At 37.4% G+C, this 3680-nt stretch carries 4 protein-coding genes; all 4 read right to left on the bottom strand.

Features of this window, described 5'->3' with window-relative positions; all coding sequences use genetic code 11:
* Window positions 1–541: N-acetyltransferase family protein (locus tag ENL20_11890; GenBank protein HHE39256.1), on the bottom strand; the 541-nt coding region annotated here is incomplete at its 3' end.
* 81 nt (window positions 542–622) lie between these two features.
* Window positions 623–979, bottom strand: coding sequence for a TIGR04076 family protein (locus ENL20_11895; protein ID HHE39257.1), 357 nt, complete (start codon window positions 977–979; stop codon window positions 623–625).
* Window positions 980–1304: 325 nt separating this feature from the next.
* A complete protein-coding gene (locus tag ENL20_11900) occupies window positions 1305–2264 on the bottom strand; it encodes an NAD(P)H-dependent glycerol-3-phosphate dehydrogenase (GenBank protein ID HHE39258.1) in 960 nt (319 codons plus the stop codon).
* A 153-nt stretch (window positions 2265–2417) separates the two neighbouring features.
* Window positions 2418–3329 (bottom strand): DUF4249 family protein, encoded by a 912-nt coding sequence (locus tag ENL20_11905; protein HHE39259.1) that lies wholly within the window; start codon window positions 3327–3329, stop codon window positions 2418–2420.
* Between the last annotated feature and the right edge of the window lie 351 nt (window positions 3330–3680).

The following is a 3680-nucleotide window of genomic DNA, read 5'->3' on the forward strand; positions in this document are numbered from 1 at the left end:
AACAATTATTTTTCTTATCGGTGCAAATCCGTGAGTCTTTTTCAATCTTCAATCCCAAAATCACGACATCTCTTTTAATACCATCCATTTCCGTTACTTCCGGTAAAAATCCCCATTCTTCAAATCCGAATTTTTCGGCAAGTTTGATGCTTTTCCTGTTATGACCAAAAACCAATCCGATCAAATTTTCTACTCCGAAATCGGGACATTTGTCGATCATTTTTTTTATTAATTTCTTTCCAAAACCTTTTCCCTGGAATTCGGGAGAAACATAAAGAGAAATTTCTACAGTTTTCTGATATGCAGGTCTTTCTTTGAAGTCAGAAAGGCTGATCCAGGCAATTATTTTATTTCCTTTTTCCAGGATCCAGAGAGGACGATGCTTTGGATTGTGTTGATGAAACCATTTAATTTTGCTTTCTACTGAAACTGGTTCTGTGTCTGCAGTTGCAAATCTAGAGGGAATGGAGGAGTTGTAAATCTCGATGATGGCAGGTAGATCATCGATGGTTGCGTTGCGGATGGTTGTGTTTTGATTCATATTGTTGAGTTTTAAGAACTTGAATCAAGTTCACTAAAAGCAAACTTAATTCCAGTTTTAACCACATTTTACAAAAATGTGTTACTCCTCGATTCTCTCAATTTTGAAAATAACTGGTCTGAACCAGTCTGTACAGCCGGAAATGGTAACTCCTTTCTGCTTGACCCAATAATAATTTGCTCCGGACATCAAAGCCAGAATATCCTGTCGAATATCAGCCCAAGCCCAGGAGCAGAAATCTTTTGGGGGATTAAAAGGAGATTCCATAATAAATTCCTGACCTTCGTAAAAGCAGTCACATTGCTTGAATTCTTCTTCCGGTGATAAATATTCATCGATGAGGTCTTGATTTAAAGTTCTTTTCAAAACAGTGATTTTACATTTTGGTAAGTTTTGCATTTTTCCTCCTTGAAACACGGAATGCTGTTCCGTTGTCATAAAGAATCTTTGATTCTTATTTTTTACGATCTCGTAAAAAGTTAAAAATCACTGAAATCTGTCATCTTGAGCAAAGTCGAAAGATATTTTATTCCAATAAGTTATGAGATTCTTCGACTACGCTCAGAATGATAAAATCAGACTTTTTACGAGTTCATCATTTTTAACGACTTGATCATAATATTTTCAAAACAGAGTTTTGCTTCCGATTGCATTACCAAACAGGAGTTTGGTAACGAGAGGTAGCACAGAATTGCATTCTGTGAGAAAAACATAAATCATTCAATTCTTAAAATAAATCACATTTTGCAAAAATGTGGTACGATCAAAACTCAAATTTGATCGACCTGATGAACAAGTTTTTCAACACTTTTTTCGGATTTTGTTTTTCAAAGATGATCGAGTGTACCGCTTGGCAGATTGGCAATTCCACTTCATAATTTTTTGATAGAATCATTAATCCCTGCAAGGTTGGAACTCCTTCTGCCAGTTTATCGAATTTTTTTCCGAGAACGAGAGATTCACCAAATTTGCGATTATGACTGTGAGAAGAAAACAAAGTTGCTTCATAATCTCCGAGATGGGAAAGTCCGTAAGCAGTAAGTTCGTTGCCGCCCATTACCCTGATCAATCGTGAAATTTCTCTGATCCCTCTTGCCATCAAAGCACCTTTCAGGTTACTTAATTTGAGTCCATCGAGCATTCCGGCAGCAATTCCCATCACATTTTTGGAAGCAGCTCCGATTTCATTACCGATCATATCCTGTCCGTAATAAAACCTGATCAATTTACTTTTAAATTGTTCGACCAGGAATTTTGTGGTCTCAATATTTTCCGATCCGAGCAGCATGACATTCGGTTTTCGATTTACAAAATCCTGAACATGACCGGGACCGAGCCAGACTGCAACTTCATTTTTTGTATGAATTTCTTCCCGGAAAATTTGGGTGAGTCTTTTACCTGTAGTTGTTTCGATCCCTTTCATACAAAGGATAAAAGTTTTATCCGAGACCTGAAATGATTCGATTTTTTTACAAAGAGAACGAAATCCTTGAGTACTGATCGAGATAATGATGGTTTCTCCGAATGAAAGTGCGTTTTCAAGAGAGTTCGTTAGGTCTAAATTTTCGGGTAAAGCCAGGTATTGATTTTGTCGTTTTGTAGATAATTCCAAAAACTTTGTGGAGTCTTTCCTTCCCCAGATTTTTACTTTGTGCCCAACCTGCGAGGAATACCAGGCAAGAAAAGTTCCCCAGCGACCGCATCCTAAAACTGATATTTTCATAACTTATCCAAAAAAACTCACCTTCCGAAGTCTTCTTCCAATTTTTCTTTCATTCTGGATTCGGAAGGTTTCACGATTCGACTTATTTAACAAAAGAACTTTCCGAATTTTAGTTGGCAGAATTCCTTTGTGAGAAACTTCGGAAAGTGCTGATTATTCCACAACTTCCGTATAAACATTCACTCCGCTGACTGCTCCAAAATAGCCATAACCGTTCACGATTCCGCCATGCTTGAAACCATCAGTTTTGTAAAGATAATTGTAGTAATTTTCAGATACTGAAAAAACAGATATTTCATAATCTCCGTAAAAAACAATTGCTCCGCTATAAGCACTTTCTGTAACAAAGAAATTCCCATTTTCTTCGGATGGCTGGTATTGCCCGAAAAACTCTATGCGGCGGGGAAAACCATCCGCTGGATTTTCGTATTCTTCTTCATCCTCAGGTGTGTCGTGATCTCCGAAACTTATGATATATTGAGGATGATCCTCGAAATCGAGCAAGCAGTAAAATCGATAGAGCAGATTTATCGGCTCAGTATTCTGACTTTGAATTTTCAGCGGATGTTCATTGTCAGCAGTATCGATATCCAGTTGTGGAAAAACAGCAGTCGAATCTTCCGTAAAAGCAGGATCATCAACAAAAGCAATTGGTTCGGGGATTTCAGTTTCTGCACTAACCAGTGTTCCATCTATCAGGACTTCAATCCTGTAAGTATAATCTGCTGAAATGGTTTTTGCTGATGAAGGATCTATTAATATATCCGGATCCAAATAAACTCCGATCGAATCTTCTAACTGGAAATAGATGAGAGGAATGGAGTCATTCAGCGTTTCCCCAGCAAATTCTTTGATCACAGCTTCCGCATCAGGAACATTCATATCGGGGTAGGAATCGTTGTAGGGAGAAATGGTCTTCCCAATAAAGATATATTCAACCGGAAGTCCTTCATACAATAATCCGGTGATCACATATTCGTCTTTTGTGTAGCGTGCGGAGGATGTGAAATTGTCACATCCGCTCAAAATCAGTAGAATTAATATTAATAATATAAGTGTTTTCATTTTATTTCCTCTATCATTCAAATTTATTCATTACTGTCATTACGAGTTCTCTCCTGCCAGCATTTAACGAAGTAATCTCTTCATTCCTAAAGTAGAAAGTCGTAGATTGCTTCGTTAGAATTCCTTTGTAAAATGACTCGCAATGACAAACATTTTTTTTACAAGTTCATTGGATATTTCTCAAACCGGAGATATGAGTTACTTTTTCTCAATCCGGATGTATGAGTTACTTTTTCTCAAACCGGAGGTATGAGTTACTTTTTCTCAAACCGGAGGTATGAGTTACTTTTTCTCAAACCGGAGGTATGAGTTACTACCATTCGATGTTAAATCCGATAAACGGAATACGCG

The sequence above is a fragment of the Candidatus Cloacimonadota bacterium genome (assembly GCA_011372345.1).
GTDB lineage: Bacteria > Cloacimonadota > Cloacimonadia > Cloacimonadales > TCS61 > DRTC01.